The 21,426-nt window shown below is 69.1% G+C and carries 17 protein-coding genes; 10 read left to right on the top strand and 7 right to left on the bottom strand.

The features are described 5' to 3' along the window. Window positions 1-72: 72 nt before the first annotated feature. Window positions 73-954 carry a GNAT family N-acetyltransferase gene (locus AC3EUV_RS27335; protein ID WP_435604113.1) on the bottom strand — a complete coding sequence of 294 codons (882 nt, stop codon included), beginning with the start codon at window positions 952-954 and terminating at the stop codon, window positions 73-75. A gap of 54 nt (window positions 955-1,008) precedes the next feature. After that, a complete protein-coding gene (locus tag AC3EUV_RS27330) occupies window positions 1,009-1,932 on the bottom strand; it encodes an MBL fold metallo-hydrolase (protein WP_435604112.1) in 924 nt (307 codons plus the stop codon). A gap of 239 nt (window positions 1,933-2,171) precedes the next feature. Between AC3EUV_RS27330 and AC3EUV_RS27325 the strand changes: the two genes are divergently transcribed. The 6 genes from AC3EUV_RS27325 (at window position 2,172) to AC3EUV_RS27300 (ending at window position 9,083) form a co-directional block, all read left to right on the top strand. Beyond that, the gene (locus tag AC3EUV_RS27325) at window positions 2,172-2,378 is read left to right on the top strand and encodes a hypothetical protein (RefSeq protein WP_432143685.1); all 207 of its coding nucleotides are present in this window, start codon (window positions 2,172-2,174) and stop codon (window positions 2,376-2,378) included. After that, the gene (locus AC3EUV_RS27320; protein WP_435604111.1) at window positions 2,365-3,762 is read left to right on the top strand and encodes an amidase; all 1,398 of its coding nucleotides are present in this window, start codon (window positions 2,365-2,367) and stop codon (window positions 3,760-3,762) included. The genes AC3EUV_RS27325 and AC3EUV_RS27320 overlap by 14 nt, the downstream gene beginning before the upstream one ends. A gap of 159 nt (window positions 3,763-3,921) precedes the next feature. Further along, window positions 3,922-4,494 carry a TetR/AcrR family transcriptional regulator gene (locus AC3EUV_RS27315; RefSeq protein ID WP_432143683.1) on the top strand — a complete coding sequence of 191 codons (573 nt, stop codon included), beginning with the start codon at window positions 3,922-3,924 and terminating at the stop codon, window positions 4,492-4,494. 222 nt (window positions 4,495-4,716) lie between these two features. Beyond that, window positions 4,717-6,453 carry a sensor histidine kinase gene (locus tag AC3EUV_RS27310; protein ID WP_432143709.1) on the top strand — a complete coding sequence of 579 codons (1,737 nt, stop codon included), beginning with the start codon at window positions 4,717-4,719 and terminating at the stop codon, window positions 6,451-6,453. Between the two features lie 97 nt (window positions 6,454-6,550). Continuing rightward, window positions 6,551-7,204, top strand: a complete 654-nt coding sequence (locus AC3EUV_RS27305; RefSeq protein WP_432143682.1) for a response regulator transcription factor — start codon at window positions 6,551-6,553, stop codon at window positions 7,202-7,204. 313 nt (window positions 7,205-7,517) lie between these two features. Further along, window positions 7,518-9,083 carry an alpha/beta hydrolase gene (locus AC3EUV_RS27300; RefSeq protein WP_432143681.1) on the top strand — a complete coding sequence of 522 codons (1,566 nt, stop codon included), beginning with the start codon at window positions 7,518-7,520 and terminating at the stop codon, window positions 9,081-9,083. Window positions 9,084-9,235: 152 nt separating this feature from the next. On the opposite strand, the gene melC2 is transcribed toward AC3EUV_RS27300, so the two are convergent. Together melC2 and melC1 are read right to left on the bottom strand one after the other, a co-directional pair. Beyond that, window positions 9,236-10,054 (bottom strand): tyrosinase MelC2, encoded by an 819-nt coding sequence (gene melC2 / locus AC3EUV_RS27295; protein WP_432143680.1) that lies wholly within the window; start codon window positions 10,052-10,054, stop codon window positions 9,236-9,238. Between the two features lie 40 nt (window positions 10,055-10,094). Continuing rightward, window positions 10,095-10,577, bottom strand: coding sequence for an apotyrosinase chaperone MelC1 (gene melC1 / locus AC3EUV_RS27290; protein ID WP_432143679.1), 483 nt, complete (start codon window positions 10,575-10,577; stop codon window positions 10,095-10,097). A gap of 597 nt (window positions 10,578-11,174) precedes the next feature. On the opposite strand from melC1, the gene AC3EUV_RS27285 reads away from it, so the two are divergent. Together AC3EUV_RS27285 and AC3EUV_RS27280 are read left to right on the top strand one after the other, a co-directional pair. Next, entirely contained in the window at window positions 11,175-12,674 is a 1,500-nt protein-coding gene (locus AC3EUV_RS27285) for a helix-turn-helix domain-containing protein (RefSeq protein ID WP_435604110.1), read from the top strand. A gap of 294 nt (window positions 12,675-12,968) precedes the next feature. After that, window positions 12,969-13,907: an SDR family oxidoreductase gene (locus AC3EUV_RS27280; RefSeq protein WP_432143677.1), complete on the top strand. Its 939-nt coding sequence runs from the start codon at window positions 12,969-12,971 to the stop codon at window positions 13,905-13,907. A gap of 296 nt (window positions 13,908-14,203) precedes the next feature. Here the strand turns inward: AC3EUV_RS27280 and AC3EUV_RS27275 are convergent, their stop codons facing one another. The 3 genes from AC3EUV_RS27275 to AC3EUV_RS27265 form a co-directional block, all read right to left on the bottom strand. Next, window positions 14,204-14,554, bottom strand: a complete 351-nt coding sequence (locus AC3EUV_RS27275) for a hypothetical protein (RefSeq protein WP_432143676.1) — start codon at window positions 14,552-14,554, stop codon at window positions 14,204-14,206. 12 nt (window positions 14,555-14,566) lie between these two features. Next, complete coding sequence (gene ctaD, locus AC3EUV_RS27270; protein WP_432143675.1) at window positions 14,567-16,300, bottom strand: aa3-type cytochrome oxidase subunit I; 1,734 nt, start codon at window positions 16,298-16,300, stop codon at window positions 14,567-14,569. A 205-nt stretch (window positions 16,301-16,505) separates the two neighbouring features. Then, window positions 16,506-17,081, bottom strand: a complete 576-nt coding sequence (locus AC3EUV_RS27265; RefSeq protein ID WP_432143674.1) for a TetR/AcrR family transcriptional regulator — start codon at window positions 17,079-17,081, stop codon at window positions 16,506-16,508. A gap of 101 nt (window positions 17,082-17,182) precedes the next feature. On the opposite strand from AC3EUV_RS27265, the gene AC3EUV_RS27260 reads away from it, so the two are divergent. Together AC3EUV_RS27260 and AC3EUV_RS27255 are read left to right on the top strand one after the other, a co-directional pair. Beyond that, a complete protein-coding gene (locus AC3EUV_RS27260; protein ID WP_432143673.1) occupies window positions 17,183-17,629 on the top strand; it encodes an anthrone oxygenase family protein in 447 nt (148 codons plus the stop codon). 323 nt (window positions 17,630-17,952) lie between these two features. After that, the gene (locus tag AC3EUV_RS27255) at window positions 17,953-21,408 is read left to right on the top strand and encodes an outer membrane protein assembly factor BamB family protein (protein WP_435604109.1); all 3,456 of its coding nucleotides are present in this window, start codon (window positions 17,953-17,955) and stop codon (window positions 21,406-21,408) included. Window positions 21,409-21,426: the final 18 nt, after the last annotated feature.

The raw sequence follows: 21,426 nt of genomic DNA, 5'->3' as shown, positions 1-21,426 counted from the left end.
ATCTCTCCGGCGCCGAACACGCCGATTTCCGCAGCTTCCTGGATCGGAACCGGGGCGACCAGCCCCAGGGCCCTAGCCGGCGTTCGGTTCGGTGGGTGTGAAGTCGTACACCGCCCACTCGGTGAGCGGCAGGTACCCGAGGCGCTGGTAGAGGGCGTTGCTGGTGGGGTTGGCCGGGTCGGCGTACAGCACGACGTCGGTGGCGCCTGCGGTGAGCGCGGCCTGGCTGACCTCGGTCGTCACGGCGGCCGCGTAGCCGCGACCCCGGAGGTGGGCCGGGGTGTAGACGGGGTCCACCCGGACCATGCCGCCGACCATCGATGTTGCGCCTGCCATGGAGACCGGTGTGCCGTCCGGGGTCTCCCAGAAGGTGAAGTGTTTGTCGGCGAAGCGTGTGCCGGCCCAGGAGTCGGCGTCGATGGTGACGGCTTCCCTGACGTCCCTGGTGAACTCGCGGAGGAAGATCATGAGTTGCTCACGGTCCTGTTCGCCTACGAGTCGGCCCCGGCCCTCTGGGACTGGTGTGGGTGGGGTGAGCGTGCCGAGGCGGTACAGGCGGATCCGGTTGCGCAGTGTGGGTGTTGCGCCTGTGTGCCGCTGCCACGCCTCGGCGAAAGCGGTGGCGGTGCCGTGGTCCGCGCTGACGAAGGGCAGGGAGTGCCCGAGGGCGGCCAGGTGGGCGGCGAGGGTGTCGGCGTGCTCGGGCGTGAGGTGGGTCAGGCTCAGTCCGCGGATGAGGCAGAAGATGGCGTGGACGTTGCCTGCTCGCTCCAGTCGGCCTAAGACGGGCGCTGGGGCGCCTGGGGTGCCGAATGCGTCCGCTCCGCGCGTACGCAGTGTCTCGATGGTTGTCAGCGGTGTGGTGTGCAGGGCGGGGCGCGAGCGCAGGAATTCTCCGGCTCGGGTGTGGAAGTCGTCGACGTCTTGGGTGAGGTGCCAGTCATCCGGGCGCATGCTTCATGATCCCGGATGGACTCGGCTGCGGGGAAGGGAATGCTCGGAGGTCAGTCACCGTCGGGGGCTGGGTTCCAAGGGTGGGACGAGGCGGTAGGAGTCGCCGTGGGAGTGCACCAGGCCGCCGGTGGGGGCGGGGAAGTGGGTGCCGAGCAGCAGGGTGTCGGTGTCGGCCAGGGAGGCGAACAGGTGGCGGCGGGTGGCGGCGGCCTGGTCGGGGTCGGTGTCCACGCAGCTTCCCATGGTGGGGTCGAGCAGTTGGACGGGGTGGTGGATGCAGTCGCCGGTGATCAGGGCGGTGGTTGTGCGGCCGCGCACTTCGACGGCGAGGTGGCCTGGGGTGTGGCCGGGGGTGGGGATCAGGCGGATGTTTGGCGCGATATCGGTGCCCTCTGCCGGGATGTCGATGAGGTCGAGAAGGCCGGCGTCCTTGATGGGGTGGACGGAGTCCATGAACATCTGCTGCCGGGCTTCGTCCATGTCCACCGACGCCCAGTGGTTCCACTCCGTGCGGGACGTCAGGTAGCGAGCGTTGGGGAAGGTGGGCCTCCAAGTGGCGCCATCGGCATACGTGTTCCACCCGACGTGGTCGGTGTGGAGGTGCGTGAGGATCACGAGGTCGATGCTCTGGGGCGGAAAGCCGGCGGCTTCGAGGTGTGCGAGGTAGTCGCTGTCGAGGTTGTTCCAGGCGGGGTTGGCGCGTGGTTTGCCGTTGCCGATACCGGTGTCGACGAGGACGCGCAGGCCGTCCACGGAGAACGCGAAGCTGTGGCTGCTCAGTCGCAGGATGCCGTCGTCATCGGCGAAGTCGGGCCGTAGCCAGGGTGCTTGGGCCACCACGTCAGGTGTGGCCGCCGGGAGCAGCCAGGGGCCGGTCTGCGGGGGCAGGGCGACCTCGTCGATGCGGTGGATGGTGAGGTCGCCCAGGTCCCAGGTCGCGGGCGCGCTGCTGGCGGAGGGGTTCGAGTGGCTGTGCATCGGCGTTCTTTTCCGTTCCTTCGCTGGTGCTTGGGAGTGGGGTGGAGTGGGGCGGGGGGATGCGGGAGCTGACGCCCATCGTGACGGACCCTCAGCCGCAAACGCTATTTATTTGCTTTAGATGACGCTAGACCCTACCGTCGACTAAGGCAAATCTTTTGCTTTTGCTGTGGATAGTCGCTGGACGGCCGATGGGCGGCCGCTCCGCAACGCACGCTGCACGTAAAGGAAGGAGATCCATGAGCGACGTCGAACTCACCGCCGCCGAGGCCGCCAGGTGGGCGCTCCGCGCCGGGCTCCCGCTGGAGAGTGAGCGCCACGACGAGGTGGCCGCCACCGCGAACCACATCCACTCCGTGGTGCGCACCTTGCGCGAACTGGACTTCGGGGAGACACCGCCCGCCACCCACACCATCGAAGGGGAGGCCACCGATGGCGCTCTTTGAACTGACCCTCGCCGAGGCGGCCGACGCCGTGGCGCAGGGGGAGGTGTCCCCGGTGGAGCTGACCGGCTCCGTGCTCGAACGACTCGACGCCGTCGAAGAGCGGCTCGGGGCGTACGTCGCCGTGGCGAGTGAAGCGGCGCGAGAGGCGGCCGTATTGGCGGAGCGCGAGATCTCGGCCGGCCTGTATCGGGGGCCGCTGCACGGCATCCCGTTCGGGCTGAAGGACCTCATCGATGTCGCCGGTCTGCCGACCACGGCCAGTTCCCGGGTACGGGCGGGGCATGTCGCACCGGCCGACAGCGCGGTGGCCCGGAGCCTGTTCGACGCCGGGGCGGTCCTCCTGGGGAAGACGCACACACATGAATTCGCTTACGGGCTGACGACGCCCCAGACGCGCAATGCCTGGGACCAGGGCCGTATCGCGGGCGGATCGAGCGGTGGTTCCGCGGTCGCGGTGGCCGCCGGAGCGGGCACCTTCGCCCTGGGTACGGACACCGGAGGTTCCATCCGCGTACCCGCGGCGCTGAACGGCGTCGTCGGGCTGAAGCCGACCTATGACCTGCTCTCCCGGGACGGTGTGACCTCGCTGTCCTGGTCCCTCGATCATGTCGGTCCCCTCACCCGTACGGTGCGGGATGCGGCGCTCGTGCTCTCCGTGCTGACGGGCCACGACTCCCAGGACCCGGCCGGCCCCAGTGTCGCGCGGCCGGGCTACCCGCTCCCTGGGGAAGGGGACTTGACGGGGCTGCGGGTCGGAGTGCCGGTCAACTACTACTTCGACCGGGTCAGCCCCGCCGTCGAGACCGCCGTACGACGTGCCCTCGCCCAGATGTCGGATCTCGGGGCCGAGCTCGTCGAGGTCGAGATTCCGCTGGCCCGCTACATCCAGGCGATCCAATGGGGCCTGATGGTCCCGGAGGCGACCGCCTACCACGAACGTGCGCTGCGGTCGGTCCCCGAGCTGTACGCGCCGGATGTCCGGGTGCTGCTGGAGGCCGGCGAACTCCTTTCGGCCGGTGATTACCTGCGGGCCCAGCGAGCCCGCACTCTCATGCGTCAGGCGTGGGGGCGCGTGCTCGAACAGGTCGATGTGATCGCCGCGCCCACGGTGCCGATGACGGCTGCCGAGGTGGGCCAGGAGACCGTGGAGTGGCCGGACGGTACGACGGAGAGCGTCTCCGACGCCTATGTCCGTCTGTCCGCCCCCGCGAACATCACCGGGATACCGGCGCTGACTTTGCCGGTCGGCCGCGATCACGCGGGCCTGCCCATCGGGATGCAGCTGATGGGGCCGCCCATGGGGGAAGCCCTCGTACTGCGTGCCGGTCAGGCTTACGAGTCGGTCCAGGACGGGCATGGTGAGCCGGCGCCGGTGACGACCTGAAGGGCGCGGCCACGCAGGTGGGCGGCAGTCGGTTCAGCCGTTGGTACCGGTGCGCCGGCGGAGGCCGGGCGGGCCCTCGTGGGTGAGGGCTGCTGAGTGACCTATGTCAGAGAGGAAGGACCCACTCCAGATGCAACGATTTTGCTTTAAGGTGGTGGCATGAGTCCCAAGTCCATGGCTCGTCCCGGGGGGCGCAGCGCCCGCGTCCAGGAGGCCGTGCACGCCGCGGTGCGGGAACTCGAAGCCGAAGCGGGCCGCGCCTCGCTGACCGTGCCGGCCGTCGCGGCCCGCGCGGGTGTCACCCCGTCGACGATCTACCGCCGCTGGGGCGACCTCCATGAGCTGCTGTCCGACGTGGCGGTCGAGCGCCTGCGTCCCGAGGAGCCGCCCGCCGACCACGGGAGTCTCCACACCGATCTGGAGACCTGGGCCAGGCAGTTCCTCGACGAGATGGCCTCTCCGTCGGGCCGCGCCTATATCCGCGACGCGCTGCTCGGTGACCCTGACGGCAGCAATGCCGGTCAGTGCTCGGCCTACGCCGCCGACCAGATCGAGGTCATCCTCGGTCGCGCGACGGGACGCGGCGAAGCAGCTCCCGACGTCGAAGCGGTCATGGACCATGTGGTGGCCCCGATGATGTACCGCATCCTGTTCCAGCCGGGCCGGCTCACCCCTTCCTACGCGGATCACCTCGTACAAGCCGCCCTTACCGCACCCGTCCCGCCCGACTGACGGAGCGAGCGACCGGCCTCGTCATCAACGTCGTGGGACTTTGGTTGCTGTACGTCGCGACGAAAGGTGGTGTCGCCGACGCGAGGTGCTGCATAACGTGGCTGCGTGACAGGTGTGGAAGGTATGGAGCGTGCACAGCGCGCTCGGCAGGCGCCCGCGGTAAGGGTGCGTACGGGGTTGCGGCGGCTGGCCGAACCGGGCAGGACTCTCTTCGGTCCCGGGATGTGGCCGCCCAGGCGCATTGTCCTGGAATCGCTGCTGAGCGTGGTGCTGGCGACGCTGGCAGCGGGGACCGAGGCCCTGCGCGACGGGGGCGCGGTACAGGTAACCGCCGTCGCGCTGGCTGCCGGACTGCTGTCGCCGCTGCGCCGGGTGCTGCCCGGAACGGTCCTGCTGGTGGCCATCGCGGCTTCGTTTCCATTCGGCGGTGTCGCGCCGCTGATCCCCGTCGCCAGTTGGTCGGCCGGGCGCCGAATCGCCGGGGTGGGCAGGGCGACCGGCACCTTCGCCGTCGCGTACGTCCTCAGCTTCTGCTTGGACCTCTCGCGGGAGCTGCCCCGCGTCTCGCCGGCGTTCCTGGTCATCGGCGCCCTGGTGACGCTGGTCGCGACCATCGTGCCCGGCCTCGCCGGCCGCTACTGGTCGCAGCGCCGCACGCTGCTGGACACCCTGCGCGAGTACAACGCCCAACTGCTGCGCGAGCGCGCGATGATCGCCGGACAGGCCCGGATGCGGGAACGCCAGCGCATCGCGCAGGACATGCACGACAGCCTCGGCCATCAGCTCGCCCTCATATCGGTGCACACCGGAGCGCTGGAGGTGGACCGCGAGCTGACCGGACGGCAGCGGGAGGCCGTGGGGGTGCTGCGGGAGGCGTCGGTGGGCGCGATGCACGAGCTGCGCGAGGTGGTGGGGCTGCTGCGGGACGGCACCCACGCCCCCGGTGACGGAGCCATTCCCCCGTCCGCCGCGGGCGGCGCCCCCACCCCTGCCCTTGAGGCCATGGGGGAGGAGGATGCCAAGGCGCCGGCGCGCGGGGTGGCCGGCATCGAGCGCTTGGTGGAGGTGTCCCGGAGCGCGGGTACGGCCGTGGAGCTGCGGCGCTCGGGCGAGATGCGTTCGCTTGCCCCGACCGCCGATCACGCGGCGTACCGGATAGCTCAGGAGGGCCTGACCAACGCCCATAAGCACGCCCCGGGCGCCTCGATCACCATTGAACTGCGCTATGAGCCGGACTCGTTGGTCGTGGAGGTCGCGAACGGCCGTGCACCCGAGACCGCGGACGACGGCCGGAGCGTGGTGAGCGGCGGCCAGGGGCTGACCGGCCTCCGGGAGCGGGCCCGGCTCGTCGGCGGCATGGTGCATGTGGGCTCCACGGCGGACGGCGGCTTCCGGCTGGCGGGGGTGCTGCCGTATACCTCGCCGGAGCGCGGTGCCACCAGCTCCTCGCCCGGCGACGAGACTGCGACGTTCGTTGACCGCACAGGCGACTTTCGGCAGCAGATCGTGGCGGGTTCGCTCGGCGAAGCTGATCCGGTCATCGACTGGAACGCATCGCCGAAGGAGCTGGCCAAGGCCATGAGTACGCAGAAGAGAAGCAGCGGTATAGCCATCGGTTGCGGAGTGGCGGCACTGCTCGTCCTGCTGCTGGTGGCCGGCCTCCTCGTCGGTGGGGCCTTCCTCGTGAGCGAGTGGGACAAGGCCATGATCGAACCGAAGGAGTACGCGTCGGTGAAGGTGGGCCAGTCCGAGACGACGGTGCGCAAGCGGTTGCCCGAAGGCTCCTCCCTCCTGACCGAGGGCCTGGACAAGGGCGCACCGCCGGTGCCCGAGGGCGCGAAGTGCCTCAGCCTGAATTCCTCGGAGTTCGGCAGCAGCTGGGAAAAGGAGCCGGTCTTCCGGTTCTGCTTCAAGGACGGCAAGTTGATCGAGAAGAAGTCCTTCGAGGTCAAGACGTAAGGGCGGAACGCTCGCCGTGAGGTCGGGGCGGGTGGCGTGATCGGGGATGATGGTGAGCGGCCGCAGTGATGACCGTTCAAGAGGGCGCAGGAGACTCGTGATCAAGGTTCTCGTCACGGATGACGAGCCGCTCATTCGGGCGGGTATCAGGATGATTCTCACCTCGGCCGACGACATCGACGTCGTCGCGGAGGCGGCGAACGGTCGCGAGGCGATCGAACTGGCCCGCGCCCAGCGGGTGGACGTCGTGCTGCTCGACATCCAGATGCCGGTCATGGACGGGCTCACGGCCCTGACCGAACTCCGCCGGGCCGCCCCGGACGCGCGGGTGCTGATCCTCACCACCTTCGGGGAGCAGCAGAATGTGCTGCGCGCCCTGGCGGAGGGCAGTGCGGGCTTTCTGCTCAAGGACTCGGCGCCCGCGGAACTGATGCGTGCGGTACGGGCCGCCGCGGCCGGGGACGCATACCTGTCGCCGGGCGCCACCCGCCATGTCGTGGACTCGCTGGCGTCCGGCCAGAGCGTGCGCCGCGCCGAGCAGGCCCGCCGCCGGCTGGAGACCCTGTCGGACCGCGAGCTGGAGGTCCTGGCGCTTCTGGGCGAGGGCCTGTCCAACGCGGACGCCGGCCAGCGGATCCATATGAGCGAGGCCACGGTCAAAACGTATGTGAGTCGCATCCTCGCCAAGCTGGGCTGCGAAAACCGGGTACAGGCCGCCCTCCTGGCACGAGACGCCGGCCTGGGAACCTGAGCAAGCCTCCCCGCCCGCCCCGCGAACGAGTCCCGTCACGAGCGGGCCGCGCCCTTGCGGTCCCCGCGAGTCACCGCCTCAGCGAAGTCCAGGCCGCTGCCCCGGTCGGCGTAGCTCTGGCTGCCGCACGCACACCTCACGACCGGGGCGGTGACGGCACGCCCCCGCCAACGACACCGCCCCCTACGCAGCAACTGCCCTGGTCCGGGCTGCCCCCATAGGCAATCCGAGCGCCCAACGTGTCCAATACACCCAACGCGCCCTGGGCGCCCAGCACATCACTCCTCTCCCACCCGGCATCAGAAAGACAGCCATGTCCAGACTTCCGACGTTCCGCACCACCTCACTGCTCTCCGCCGCCCTCCTGCTCACCCTCGGCGCCACCGCCACCGCCTGCGGCCCGGACAAGGGCGGCGCCGACCGTATGGATTCCTCGCCCGCGGGGGCCGCCGCGCTCCCCGCCTCCCTCGCCTCCCAGAAGCTCAACTGGCAGCCCTGTACGGCGCCGTCCACCGCTCAGGGCGGTGGCGCCGCGCCCGGCAAGTTGCCGGACGGGACGGCGTGGGAGTGCGCGACGATGAAGGCGCCCCTCGACTACGCGAAGCCCGTCGGCGACACCATCGACCTCGCGATGATCCGTGCCAAGGCCGAGGGCGGCGGCAAGCGGACCGGCTCGCTGGTCTTCAACTTCGGCGGGCCGGGCGCCTCAGGCGTGGCCACCCTGCCGGGCTACCCCCCGGCCCGTACCCTGCGCGCGCAGTACGACCTGGTCAGCTTCGACCCGCGGGGCGTCGGCAACAGCGCGGGCGTGCGGTGCCTGAGCGACAAGGAGATCGACGCACAGCGCGCCGAGAACCACGATCTGGCGGGGACGGCCGAGCAGAACAAGCGGACCGCGGCGGCCTGCGCGAAGCACTCCGGCAAGGTGCTGCCGCACGTCGGCACCGAGAACGCCGCCCGCGACATGGATCTGATGCGCCAGGTACTGGGCGATGCCCGGCTCAACTACTTCGGCATGTCCTACGGGACCGAACTGGGCGGCGTCTACGCCCACTTGTTCCCGAAGCGCGTCGGCCGCACCGTCCTCGACGCCGTGGTCGACCCGACCCAGGACGCCGTACACGAGTCGCTGGGCCAGGCGAAGGGCTTCCAGCTGGCGCTGGACAACTACCTCGCGCACTGCGTCAAGACGCCCGGCAGCTGCCCGTACCGGAGCCCCGAGGACGGGCGCCGGCGGATCGTCAGTCTCCTCGCGAAGACCGCGAAGCAGCCGCTGCCGACGAAGAGCGGGCGCAAGCTCACCAAAGAGCAGGCGATCATAGGCATCGTCGCGACGCTCTACTCCAAGGAAGCCTGGCCGGCCCTGTCGGTCTCGCTCGCCGACGCGGAGCAGGGGAGTGGCGACAACCTCCTGATGCTGGCCGACGACTACATAGGCCGGGACGACAAGGGGCACTACAACACCATGCAGTCCGCCAACACCGCGGTGAACTGCGCCGACACCAAGCAGCGCCTCACCACCAAGGAAGTGCAGGCCAGGCTGCCGGAGTTCCGCAAGGCGTCCCCCGTCTTCGGTGAGCTGACCGCGACGGGCCCGCTGGGCTGCCACGGCTGGCCGGTCACCGGCACCGGCGACACCCCGGAGGTCTCGGCGCCCGGAGCCGCCCCCATCGTCGTCATAGGCAACGCGGGCGACCCGGCGACTCCCGTTGCGGGCGCCCGGAAGATGGCCGAGAAGCTCGGGAAGGGCGTGGGGGTGCTGCTCACCGTCAAGGGCGAGGGCCATGGCACGTACGGCGTCAACCCGTGTGCCACCAATGCCGTGAACGGACATCTGCTGGACGGCAAGGTCCCGGCGGACGGCACCGTCTGTTCTTGACCACCGCGTAGCGCGCCGATGCGCACGCTCCCGTTGCCGGGGCGTGCGCATCGGCTGAGGCGCTGCGGTCAGCAGGGTGAGCGCTCCCAGTCCCTGGACGGTGCCGCCCTCAGGAAACCGAGCGCAGCCGGGCGATGGATGTCAGGTACCTGTCATCCATAAGTGTAGAACTTGGTGTGATCCAGCAGATCCGCCGGGGTGACGTCGTTCCACGGCTTCATGGTGTCGTGGAGATCGACGACATCGGGTGTGTTGCCGGTCGGCAGATACCCCGACTTGGGGTGCATCCGCTGCCAGTCGGCCCAGAGCTTGTCGATGAAGCAGTGGTGCAGCCAGAAGACCGGGTCGTTCGGCGAGGCGCCGGTGGTCATCTGCCCGCCGACCCAGACGTGCACGCGGTTGTGCAGATTCGGACCGCGCCAGCCCTCGAGGTGGTTGCGGAAGCTGTCGGACGAGCTGTTCCAGGGTGCGGCGTCGTAGACCGTCATGGCGAGGACCCGGTCGACCTCGGCACGGGTCGGCAGTTCGCGGACCCCAGTGCCGAGCGAGCGGCGCAGGAACGTCCGCCCGTCCACCCGGATGTTCATCGGCCACTTGCCGCCGGTGAAGGCGAACGGCCCCGAGGTCACCCGGCCGTCGCCGCTCCGCCCGTCGCCGCCGAGGAAGTCGTCGGCCCACAGGGAGCTGCGGGGTGTGCGATCGACGGTCCAGTCCCAGTAGGGGAGCATGACCGAAGGTGTGATGCTCTGTAGGGCTTCTTCGAACTGGAGCAGGAACCTGCGGTGCCAGGGCAGGAACGAAGGTGACCGGTGGCCGGTCCGCTCTCCGTCGTCGGTGTCACCGATGATGAAGGCGTTGTGGGTGCTGATGAACTCGTCGTAGCGGCCGCTGCGCTTGAGCTCCAGCACCGCATCGACGAAGTTCCGCTTCTCGGTGGCGGTGAGGTCCGCCTGGTTCTTCCGGACTGCCATGTCGAGGACTCCTCGGTGGGGGGACGGGCAGGGTCGGGTCTCAGCCGGTGACGACGGGGACCAGGTCGGCGCCCTGGAGTTCGCGGACGGCGGCGCGCGCCAAGGCACGTGGCGTGGTGAAGGTCTCGTAGTGGTTCACCAGGCTTATCCAGGTTCCGTCGGCATTCCGCATCACATGGAGGTCGTCGTTGTCGATGCGGACGACGAACTCCATCCCCTCGTGGGGGCCGTCGGCCCGGCCGGCGTGGTGACCCCCGTGGCCCCGGTGCCCCCCGTTGCCTCCGTCTTCGGTCGGCCAGCCCTCGATGTGGCGGCCCTGGTACATCTCGTCGAACGGCTCCGCCATCCGGTGCCCGCCGGACGGACCGTGACCGGCCGAGTGCCCGTGACCGGCTGAGTCTCCGCGGCCTGCGGCAGGGCGGGTGGCCGTGGTGTCGGCGAAGGCGGCCGGTGCGGCGAGCACCGCACCGGTCACGGCCGCGGCGCTGCCGTACAGCACCTGGCGTCGGGTGGGACGCGACATGTTCCACTCCTCTGTTCGTCTCGGCTCCTCCTCCGGGGCGGGCCCGCTGAGGAGGGTTCTTCGAGCCGGCGGGCCGACGGTCGGTCCGCGCCGCCACATGCTGGCAGGGACGAACGGATCATCAAGTTGTCCCGTTGAGTGAGGCAAGGAACGAGACAACACCGGGACAAAGGTGCAGGATTCAACGGCGCCAATCGTCTTCATGCCCCGGCGCGGCTCGCCGCGGAACCGGATATTCCGCGATGTCGGCAGCCTTTCGCCGCAGATCCTTCTCTCCCGCGATCGAAACCATGAGCCCCCGCACGGCCGGAACTCGGCGCGAATGCACGGGGCTTCGGGGGTGGGGGGTTGCGGACCCGGCGCTGTCAGGGCGGGGGCGCGAATCAGTACGTGACGCCAACATCCTTGGCGCGCCGCGCGGTTGGCCGCTGTTTATCGGCTCAGTGGTGCTGCTCACAGCGTGCGTGGCGGGCGCTCGTGTGCGGGGCGATCCGGGACAATGAGAGTGATCCGGAATGCTGAAACAGGTGCTGACCTGGGGAAACGAAGACTCCCTGTGAGGCCGTTCCGGAATGCCGGAACGAACAGAGGATCAGGGTGGGGACGGAAACAGACGAGTTCGCGCGGCAATTACGCCGGCTGAAGGAGCGTTCCGGACGCAGTTATGGCGTTCTCGCCGGGCAGCTGCACATGAGCGTGTCCACGCTGCACCGGTACTGCAACGGCGACGCCGTGCCGATGGACTTCGCACCCGCCAACCGCCTCGCCAGGAGGTGCGGGGCAACACCGGACGAACTGGTGGAGCTGCACCGGCGTTGGATCCTCGCCGACGAGGCCCGCAGGCGGAGCCGCGCAGGGGCCACGGCGGCTACCGCCGCTGCCCCGGATGCCTCCTCGGCCGAACGGCCGGCCTCCTCGTCGGACGAGCAGGCCGACACGTCCGCGGATACGGCCACGGATACGTCTGCCGACACGCATACGGCCGCCGATACGTCCGCCGAAACGGCCGCGGATACGTCCGCAGCCTCCGCCCCTGCGGCCCAACCCACCGACCCGCACGCCCACGCCACCGGGGGAATGCCGGACTCACCACGCGCCTCCGACTCACCGCACGCCGCCGCGGACGCACCGCGCCCCCCGGACGCACCGGCCACCCCGCCCCCGGCGGCGCCCAAGCGTGCCCCCGCCCTGCGCCGCACCTACCTCCGTATCGCCCTCGCGGTCACCGCGGTGGCCGGTCTCGCCATACCGGCGGCCTTGGCCGTGGACGACCCCAAGGATGCCCAGCGGCGGAACGCGCACGGCGCCGACCGGTCTCCGGCCGCCAGTGGCGCTCCCACGCGGCCGCCGAAGAGCCCCGCACCGGGCCACAGCGCAGCGGACCGAAAGCCCACCCCGAGCGGAAAGGCGCGGCACACCACACCCGGCCCGGAACGGTCCGACGGCTCCGGCGCGAGCGCGGCCCCGGAAGCGGACCGGGGCGGAACGGCGCCGCGCGTGGGCATCAGCTCGTACAACTGGGATCAGCCCTGTGGCGTCAACTACCTCCTCCAGAAGTCCCCGGACCGGGTCCCGCCACCGCCCGCGCCCCAGTACACCCGCGGCTGGGCACGTGCCGAGGGCGGCATCGACGGTGGGCATCTGAAGCTCCAGCTCACCGCGACGGGCCGCACGGATGACGCGGTCGTGCTGACCTCCCTGCACGTACGGGTGATGGGCCGGCATACCGCGCTGCCCTGGGCCGCCTATTCGATGGGCGACGGCTGCGGGGGCGGTGTCACCCCGCGGTCCTTCGACATCGACCTGGACGAGGCACAGCCGCTGGCGAAGCCCGTGGCCGGGCAGGACGGCGACATCGTGGTGCCCGCGAAGAACTTCCCCTTCAAGGTCTCCACCCAGGACCCGCAGGTCCTGAACCTCGACCTGCACACCGAGGGCCATGACGTCAGCTGGTACCTGGAACTCGGCTGGAGCAGCGGCGACCGGCGCGGGACGATCCGCGTGGACGACGGGGGAAAGGCGTTCCGTACGAGCGCGATCGAGGGCCGCGAGCGCTACTCCTACCGGGCGGACACCAACCGCTGGGTTTCCGAATGACCCGAGGGCCCCGGGGAGCCCCTCACGGCGACTGACGCTTCGCACCGGTCCGGCCGCATCCGGGCACGGCCGTCTTGCCGGACCCGGGCCGGGACGCGGCCCCGGCCCCGGACCCGGACCCTGCCTCCAGCCGAGGGCGACTCGCGAGACCTGTGCCGACACGTTCGATGTCACCCGAGCGGGGCTGACGTACGGTGGCCGTGGGCTCGGCCGTGCCGTGGTCGTGGAGGCGGCCGTGGCTTGGCCGTGAGGTAACTGTGCCCCTGGCCCTGGCCGTGACCGAGGAGGTGGCTGGTGACGGAGCCGTGGTCCCCCCAGCGCGACGCCCTACGGGGCCGTGTCGCGCTGGTGGCCGGAGCGACGCGGGGAGCCGGCCGCGGAATCGCCGCCGCACTGGGGGAAGCCGGCGCCACCGTGATCTGTACGGGGCGCAGCAGTAGCACAGGCTCCGCCGCAATCCAGTCGGACTACGCCCGTACCGAAACCATCGAGCAGACGGCCGGGCTGGTGAGCGGCCTGGGCGGGGTGGGGATCCCGGTCCAGGTGGACCACCTGGATTCCGCGCAGGTGGCACGCCTGGCGGAGCGCGTCCGCGACGAACACGGTCACCTCGATGTGCTGGTGAACGACATCTGGGGCGCCGAGATCCTCAAGGGCCCGCCACCGGAGTGGAACACCCCCGTCTGGGAACACGACCTGGACAAGGGCCTGCGCATCCTGCGACTGGCGGTCGAGACCCACCTGGTCACCTCGCACCACCTCTTGCCCCTCTTGATCAACCGACCCGGCGGCCTGCTCGTCGAGGTCACCGACGGCACCACGGCCTTCAACGCGGACCACTACCGGATCTCGGTGTACTACGACTTGGCGAAGGTCGCCGTGAACCGCCTGGCCTTCTCCCAGGGCCACGAACTCGCACCCCACGGCGCGACCGCGGTGGCCCTCACCCCGGGATGGCTGCGCTCGGAAATGATGCTCGACAATTTCGGGGTCACCGAGGCCAACTGGCGGGACGCCCTCCACGGCACGGTCGAGGGATACCCCGCCGCCCCCGCCGGATTCACCCACTCCGAGTCACCCAGATACCTCGGCCGCGCCATCGCAGCCCTGGCCACAGACCCCGCCCGCTCCCGCTGGAACCAGCACTCACTGACCTCCGCCGAACTCGCCCGCGCATACGGCTTCACCGACATCGACGGCTCCCAACCGGACAGTTGGGCACACCAGGCGTGACCGGATGGCCGGCCGGTCGGCGTGATCACGGCTTTCCTTGAGTGAGCCGGACGACAGGGAGGGAACACACCGATGCAAAGAAGAGGTCTCCAAATGCCGATGGTGTCATCCGGAACTGAAGCGCACATCGATCCCGACGCTCCAGAGACCGCCTAACCCACCCCCAGCCTGCTGCTGCACAGGACGGCACAGAGACCGTCTGAGCGCGGCCAGCCGCGTTGAGATCGTCGTCCTTCAGCGGGTGCAGGAGCGAGGTCCGTGTAGGTCGGCTTCACGTCTGCATGTCATGACACCGCTCACCAGGCCAACAGCAGCGCGTTCAGCAGTACCAGGGCGGCCAGCAGGCCCAACACGGTCGCCAGCGCACGGAGTTTGAGAACGGTATAACGCTGCTGGTACTCCCCGCGGAGCTGGTGGGCGCGGGCGGCGATACGGGTGATGGCCATCTGGGAGATATCGAGCTGACGACGGGCCAAGAGGTCCACCAGCTCTTCCCGTTGGGCGGTTGTCGGCCAGTCGAGGGCGTCGACGGCGGCTTCGGCGTCGGCGCGGGCGCAGTCGGCTTCGGCCTGCCACAGCAGATATCCCTCCATTCTGGCAATACCCGCCTGGACGGCACGGCTGTCCGGCGTTCGGCTCTCGGTCATCGCTCCACCCACTCAGCCCGGCTGTTCCCCCGAAGGGCGGTCGGTGTGACCTGGCTCTTCGGGTTCGGCCGCATCGCGCCGCGCGCCCTTCCTGGCGAGCTCCAGGGCGGCGACGTCGGGGTGATGCAGGTCGAAGGCGGGCGACTCCGAGCGGATACGGGGCAGTGTGGTGAAGTTGTGCCGCGGTGGCGGGCACGAGGTGGTCCACTCAAGAGAACGTCCAAAGCCCCACGGGTCGTTGGCGGCTTCCTTCGGGGCGTACTTGGCCGTTTTCCAGACGTTGTAGAGGAACGGCAGCGCCGAGAGGCCCAGCAGGAACGCACCGATGCTGGAGACCGTGTTCAGTGTGGTGAAGCCATCGGATGCCAAATAGTCCGCGTAGCGGCGGGGCATGCCTTCGACTCCGAGCCAGTGCTGGACGAGGAAGGTGAGATGGAAGCCGATGAACAGGGTCCAGAAGTGGATTTTGCCGAGACGCTCATCGAGCATTCTGCCGAAGAACTTGGGCCACCAGAAGTAGAAGCCGGCGAACATCGCGAAGACCACGGTGCCGAACACGGTGTAGTGGAAGTGGGCGACGACGAAGTACGAGTCGGAGACATGGAAATCCATCGGGGGTGAGGCCAGCAGAACACCGGTCAGTCCGCCGAAGAGGAAGGTCACCAGGAACCCGATCGCCCAGAGCATGGGGGTTTCGAAGGACAGCGAACCGTGCCACATCGTGCCGACCCAGTTGAAGAACTTCACCCCCGTGGGGACCGCGATGAGGAAGGACATGAAGGAGAAGAACGGCAGAAGGACCGCGCCGGTCACGAACATGTGGTGTGCCCAGACCGTCACCGAGAGCCCCGCGATGGAGATCGTCGCCGCGATGAGCCCGATGTAGCCGAAGATGGGTTTACGGCTGAAGACGGGGAAGATTTCCGTGACGATGCCGAAGAAGGGCAGCGCGATGATGTACACCTCGGGGTGGCCGAAGAACCAGAAGAGGTGCTGCCACAACAATGCGCCCCCGTACGCGGGGTCGAAGACATGTGCACCGAATTTCCGGTCCGCCTCCAACACCAGCAGCGCGGCCGCCAGTACGGGAAAGGCGAGCAGTACGAGCACGGCCGTCAGCAGGATGTTCCAGGTGAAGATCGGCATCCGGAACATCGTCATGCCGGGCGCCCGCATGCAGATGATCGTCGTGATGAAGTTGACCGACCCCAGGATGGTCCCGAAACCGGAAAAGGCCAGGCCCATCACCCACAGGTCGCCACCGATGCCAGGGGTATGGGTGGGACCCGAGAGCGGGGTGTACGCGGTCCAGCCGAAGTCAGCGGCCCCGTCCGGTGTGATGAAGGAGGAGACGGCGATCAGGGAGCCGAAGAGATAGAGCCAGTAGGCGAACATGTTGAGTCGCGGGAATGCCACATCGGGTGCGCCGATCTGGAGCGGCATGATCCAGTTCGCGAATCCGGCGAACAGCGGTGTCGCGAACATCAGCAGCATGATCGTGCCGTGCATCGTGAACGCCTGATTGAACTGCTCGTTCGAGAGGATCTGCACCCCCGGGCGGGCCAGCTCTGCCCGAATGGCGAGCGCCAGAATTCCGCCGACCATGAAGAATCCGAACGAAGTGCTCAGATAAAGCGTGCCGATGGTTTTGTGGTCAGTGGTCGTCAGCCAATCCACCACCACCCGTCCGGCATGCCGTCGCCGTTTGACTGGTTGCAGCGATTCCGTCTGCTGAACGGCTGTCACGGTCCGAACTCCTCATCGCACGTGGTCGCCCCCTCGCCGGCTGACGGTACCGACACCACCGAAAACGCCAAAGAGGCTCGCCGCCGCACACCATCAGTCACATCAAGGCCGCGGGAAGAGAATTCCGTTTAGCTGCTCAGGATCCAAAAAGTACGAGGACGCGTCGCTCGTGGTCGATTGCGGACCGGCTCGCCTCCGCCCGCTCTCACTTCCCCGCGAACCGGTCCACCAGGACTTCGAGCCGTCGTGACGCTTCCTTGCGGGGGAGTCGGCCCGAGCGGGTGAGGGTCACCAGGCCGTGCAGGGCCGACCAGAAGACCTCGACGAACAGGGCCGGTTCGGTGTCGTCCGCGATGTCGCCGAGCGTGTCCAGCAGCATTCCGAATGACTCGCGCAGTGGGGCCGGTGTCGCCGCGTCGGCAAAGGGGAGGCCGGTGTCGAGGAGGAACATCGCGTCGTAGAGCGCGGGGTTGCGCTCGGCGAAGTCGACGTATGCCTTCGCGAGTGTGGCCACCGCGGTCCGCCCCTGCGGGCCCTTGGCCACCGCGTCTCGCATCGTCGCGGTCAACTCGGCGAATCCTTCCAGGGCTACGGCCTCGACGATCTCGCGCTTGCCGCGGAAGTGGCTGTAGAGCACGGGCTGGCTGTACTCGATGCGCTCGGACAGCCGACGCGTGGTCACGGCGTCCCAGCCGTCGGACTCCGCGAGTTCACGCGCCGTTGTGACGATCAGCTGGTGGCGGTCGGCCCGCTCGCGTGCCTTGCGTTCTTGCACTGACATGCCTGGATTCTAGCACTGCTAGACAATCGAGCATCGCTTCTCTAGCATCGCACCAGAATCTAGCGGCGCTAGGTATGTGCCGCGGAGCCTCGGGAGGGGACATGCAGCACGTAATCGCCATCGTCACGGTCGTGGTCGTTGGCCTCATGGTGGGCGTCGAGTTCGCGGTGGCGGCCTTCGTCAATCCGATCCTCGACCGGCTGCCGAACGACAGTGGCCTCGCGGCCCGCAGTGACGGAGCCCGCCTTCTCGGCAAGGTGATGCCGTTCTGGTACATCGGCTCGGTCGTGCTCGGCGCGGTCTGGGCGGTGGTGGCGTGGGGCGACGCGGGGGCGGGACTCGTCATCACGGCCACCGGGCTGCTCGTCCTCAGTGTGCTCATGTCGATCGCCCTGCTCGTCCCGATAAACTCCCGCGTCGCCCAGTGGGCCGAAGGCGGTGTCCCGGCGGACTGGAAGCAGCAGCTCGGCCGCTGGGACCGGTTCCACTACGTGCGCGTCGGCGTTATCGTCACGGCATTCGTCCTGCTGGTCGTCGGCGAGGGGTGATGCCATGGCCCGGTGTCTCTGGAACTGACGCTCAGTCAGGGTTGGGGCCACGTCGGCTCGCTGACCCACGTGGGTGCGGCCGGGGGCGGGGTCGTCGACGTGGCTGCTCCGGGCCGCGCTGAGTTCTCCGAGCCGGGGTGGTCCGGCCCCGGGGGGCGAGTTCGGCCCCTGGAGGTGAGCCATCCGCTGGCAAAACTCCCCATCGAGGCTGTTTGCGCTGCTTGCCCCACGTCTTCCGGTGAAGAACCTGTTAGGTGTAGTGAGGCGGAACTTTCATGGATCGTTTCACTGTCGGCCTTGTGACGCCGACAGCGTTCCAGCGCATGAAACCAATTCGCGCAGCAGCCAGAGCCGCTCTGGTGCTGTTGTTCTTCGCCCTGGGCTTTGGTGCGCAGCCCGCGTCGGCGCATGTGTCACCGCACCACGCCGAACTCGTCGTCTCCACCAAGAAGAACGTCACCAGCGGCAGGCTGATCGTCCACCGGGACGTGGTCTCGCCCGACAAGGCGGGCGCCTGGGCGTCACGTCTGCTGAGCGCCTCCTGTCCGGCCGGCGGCTCAGGTGTCGCCGGCGACAGCGGGGGAGTCCCCGGGGGTGTGGTGGTCGAGCTGGCGTGGAGCTGCCAGGTCGGCAAACTCGACCTGACCTCGATGCTGAAGGAGGGCGGACTGACCCAGGCCGTCGTCGAGTTCGACGGCACTACGGTCAATGCGACCGCGGCGGCCCCGGTCGTCGACGCACGGGGCGCCCATGAGGGCCCCGCGAGCAGTGCCTTCCCGTGGCGCACCGTGGCGCTCGGCGCAGCCCTTGCCATCGTGGCGCTCCAGGCCGTCCGCTGGGCGCTCCGGCGCCGTTCCCAGCACGGGCAGCATCGACAGGGCCAGCCCGCACACCCGCAGCCGTGGCAGTCGGTGCGCCGCGCCCCTCGGCGCCGTAAGCAGCTGATCGCCGCCGGTGCCGCTGTGGTGGCGGGTCTGGTGCCGTCCGCTACCGCTGGTACGTCGTTCGCCGCGGACGAGACGGTCGCGGCGGCGACGGACGCCGACCCGGTGTCCGTCCAGGGCACGGTCTTCAAGGACGCCAACCGCAATGGCGTACGGGACGGGGGCGAGGCGCCGATGCCCGGCGTCGATGTCACCGACGGTGCGGTCTGGACGACGACCGGCGCCGACGGGTCGTACACCCTGCGGATGGACCCGAGCCGCCGGGAGACCGATCTCGTCAGCGTGGTGTCCCCCAACGGCTATACCCCCGCCTTGCGCAAGGATTTCATCCCGCAGTTCTTCCACAAGGTGCCGGACGGCGACGGTCCGCACAACGGCATCGACTTCGCCCTGGTGCCGGACAAGAACGCCGCCAACCCCACCGAGAAGTGGGTGATGGACTCCGACATCGAGGTGTCCAACACCTCGGACGAGGCGGCGCGCAGAACGCTGCCGCAGTGGACCGGCCAGGTCGAGGCGATGTCCGAGGTCGACGGCGCGACGATGGCCATTGCGACCGGCGATCTGACCGTCACCGACTACGCCCAGGAGCCGCGCCGCCAGACCGGCTACGACATCCTGCGCAAGGGCCTGACCGACGGGAAACTCGGGATGCCCTTCTACCCGACGGTCGGCAACCACGACGTCGGCGGCACCGCCACATCCCAGGGATACGGCGGCAGCATGGAGTACTACCGCCGGAATCTGGGTCCCGAGTGGTACAGCTTCGACCGCAACGGCCGGCACATCGTCGTCCTTGAGGACAACTACGACGCGAGTGGCCTCAAGCCGCAGCTGGAGTGGCTCCGGGAGGACCTGCGGCGCCACGCGGCCGGCAAGCAGGTGCTCCTCTTCGCGCACCGGTCACTGTTCACGCAGTGGGGACCGGGCGCCGGTATGCAGCCGACCATCGATGAACTCGCGAAGTACGACGTGCGGATGTTCGCCGCCGGCCACAACCAGCAGGCCGAGTACCGCCGTGGCGCCTTCGACCGCTCGGTCGAGATCAACAACCAGGGCACATACGGCATCGACGGCTCCCACCCGGACTACAAGATCCTGAGCTTCAAGGACATCACCGACAACCCGCGTACCCGCCGCAATGAAGACACCGGCTATGTGAGAGGTACGCACCGGCAGTTCGACATCGATGACGATGCGGCACTGGTCAGCCCCGCGCCGGGCAGTGTCCACAGAACCGGCGCCGCCCTCCCCGTCGAGCTGTACGCCGAGGACGACGGCCGCACACCGGCCACCGCAACCCTCACCATCCGCGACAGTCACGGCCGTACGGTGCGACGTGAGAGCGGCCTGAAGTTCGGCGCCGGCAACAACCGGACGGGGAAGGAGAACTGCTACACGCCGCCCGGCGGCACACCGGAGCCCTGTCCCGACGCCCGGATCTCCTGGACCCGGGTCAGCGACCGGATCGAGGGACTGCGGCCGGGAACGTACACGGCGCAGATGACCGCCGTCGACACCAGGGGCAAGGCATGGCCCACCCTCAAGAACCCCTTCAAGGTGGTGCCCGACAAGGAGCTGGCGAAGCCGAAGGGCGGTCAGGACTGGGCCCGTCAGGGCCGCGACGAAGCGGGACGCGGCGCGAGTGCGGACAACCCGGGCAGCGCTCTCGATCTGCGCTGGGCTGCGAGCACCGGTGAGCAGTTCAATCTCAATGGTTCCGTGATCGCCGACGGCCGGGTCATCGTCTCCTCCCGGGCGTTCGACTCCCCGTACAGCATGATGCTCGCCTACGACCTCGCCTCCGGCCGCGAGATCTGGCGTACCTACCTGGACGGCGACGCCGAATCGGCACCCACCCTCCACAACGGCAAGGTCTATCTGACCACCGCCGTCGGCCGGATCTACGCTCTCGACGCCGGGGACGGCCAGGTCGCCTGGCAGACGATCGAGAAGGAGGAGCGGCACGGCAACACCGTGCGCCGCTACGGCCGGGCCGGCGGTCCGGTCAGTGTCTTCGACGTCAAGGGCGCGGACCGTACCGTCGCCGTCTACCAGAACTGGAACAAGATCCAGTGCCGCGACGCCAAGAGCGGTGACCTGCTGGGCGGCTTCAACGCAGCGACCAACTGGGGCCAGTTCCACAGCACGGCCGTCCGTCAGCCCGGCTCCAACACCGCTTACCTGCACACGGACTCCAGCAACACGCTGGTCGCCATGGACCTGGCAAGCTGCGGGCAGCTATGGGTCCAGGACACCCAGGGCGGCATCGACAGCCACTCCTCGCCCGCGCTCACCGATCCGGCCCAGGGGGACCCGAAGCTGGTCACCATGACCCAGAGCGGCGCCCGCGGTCACGACCTCAAGACCGGTGCGGTCAAGTGGCAGTCCCCGGTGGGCGGCAGCAGCACCTGCGAACCCGGGCAGGCTCCGCTGACCAGCCCCGCCACCTGGGGCGACATCGCGTATATCGCCGGTCGTGACGGTGTCATCCGCGCCTACGACACCGGCGCGGCCGAGCCGGGCAAGCCGCTGTGGGAGACCCCCGCCGGACATCTGCCCGGGGAGAGCCCCCTGGACGACAAGTGGCGGGTGGCCATGGGGTGCACCAGCGCGGGGAAGGGCTCCCCGACGATGCACGCCGTGGTGACCAAGGACCTTCTGTACGCGGGCACATGGGACGGGCGCCTGCTCGTCCTGGACCGCGCCACCGGCAAACGGCTGACCGAGTACAACCTCGGCGGCGGAGTGGCCTCGGCACTGTCCATCAGCGGCGACTGGGTCATCGCCCTCACCGACGACGGGACGGTCCACGCGCTGGCGGCCAGGTGCTGACCGGCGCTCGGCAGGTGC

Source organism: Streptomyces sp. bgisy130, from assembly GCF_057708345.1.
The sequence above is the reverse complement of the archived record's forward strand: the minus strand, read 5'-3'. Positions and strand labels throughout refer to the sequence as shown.

Excerpts from the sequence above, each read along its gene's own strand:
- AC3EUV_RS27335 (WP_435604113.1), bottom strand. The coding sequence starts at position 954 with ATGCGCCCGGATGACTGGCACCTCACCCAAGACGTCGACGACTTCCAC.
- AC3EUV_RS27330 (WP_435604112.1), bottom strand. The coding sequence starts at position 1,932 with ATGCACAGCCACTCGAACCCCTCCGCCAGCAGCGCGCCCGCGACCTGG.
- AC3EUV_RS27325 (WP_432143685.1), top strand. The coding sequence starts at position 2,172 with ATGAGCGACGTCGAACTCACCGCCGCCGAGGCCGCCAGGTGGGCGCTC.
- AC3EUV_RS27320 (WP_435604111.1), top strand. The coding sequence starts at position 2,365 with ATGGCGCTCTTTGAACTGACCCTCGCCGAGGCGGCCGACGCCGTGGCG.
- AC3EUV_RS27315 (WP_432143683.1), top strand. The coding sequence starts at position 3,922 with ATGAGTCCCAAGTCCATGGCTCGTCCCGGGGGGCGCAGCGCCCGCGTC.
- AC3EUV_RS27310 (WP_432143709.1), top strand. The coding sequence starts at position 4,717 with ATGTGGCCGCCCAGGCGCATTGTCCTGGAATCGCTGCTGAGCGTGGTG.
- AC3EUV_RS27300 (WP_432143681.1), top strand. The coding sequence starts at position 7,518 with ATGTCCAGACTTCCGACGTTCCGCACCACCTCACTGCTCTCCGCCGCC.
- melC2 (WP_432143680.1), bottom strand. The coding sequence starts at position 10,054 with ATGGCAGTCCGGAAGAACCAGGCGGACCTCACCGCCACCGAGAAGCGG.
- melC1 (WP_432143679.1), bottom strand. The coding sequence starts at position 10,577 with ATGTCGCGTCCCACCCGACGCCAGGTGCTGTACGGCAGCGCCGCGGCC.
- AC3EUV_RS27275 (WP_432143676.1), bottom strand. The coding sequence starts at position 14,554 with ATGACCGAGAGCCGAACGCCGGACAGCCGTGCCGTCCAGGCGGGTATT.
- AC3EUV_RS27265 (WP_432143674.1), bottom strand. The coding sequence starts at position 17,081 with ATGTCAGTGCAAGAACGCAAGGCACGCGAGCGGGCCGACCGCCACCAG.
- AC3EUV_RS27260 (WP_432143673.1), top strand. The coding sequence starts at position 17,183 with ATGCAGCACGTAATCGCCATCGTCACGGTCGTGGTCGTTGGCCTCATG.
- AC3EUV_RS27255 (WP_435604109.1), top strand. The coding sequence starts at position 17,953 with ATGAAACCAATTCGCGCAGCAGCCAGAGCCGCTCTGGTGCTGTTGTTC.